Annotated in this window: 1 protein-coding gene; it reads right to left on the bottom strand. The window is 69.2% G+C overall.

Annotated features, from left to right (window positions below; all coding sequences use genetic code 11):
* Nucleotides 1-234: agmatine deiminase family protein (locus AAEZ09_RS29245; RefSeq protein WP_350601809.1), on the bottom strand; the 234-nt coding region annotated here is incomplete at both ends.

Genomic DNA, 234 nt, shown 5'->3' with positions numbered 1-234 from the left:
GGATCTCGCGGCCCGGTACCATCACCACCTGATGCTCCGGAAAGACCTGCGTCAGGATGCGCTCGGCTTCGGCGTCCAGCGGGCCACCAAAGGCCGGGGCAATGATGCCGCCGTTGACGATGAGAAAGTTCACGTAGCTGCCGGCCAGGCGGATCGACGGGTCGCGCGGCTGGCTGCCATCCAGCGCGACGACGCCGGCGCACTCTTCGGCGCTCGCGTGAAGCGGGCCGGGGA

Source organism: Pseudomonas sp. 65/3-MNA-CIBAN-0223 (assembly GCF_040310425.1).
Classification (GTDB): domain Bacteria; phylum Pseudomonadota; class Gammaproteobacteria; order Pseudomonadales; family Pseudomonadaceae; genus Aquipseudomonas; species Aquipseudomonas gregormendelii.
This window is presented reverse-complemented; position numbering and strand designations above follow the sequence as displayed.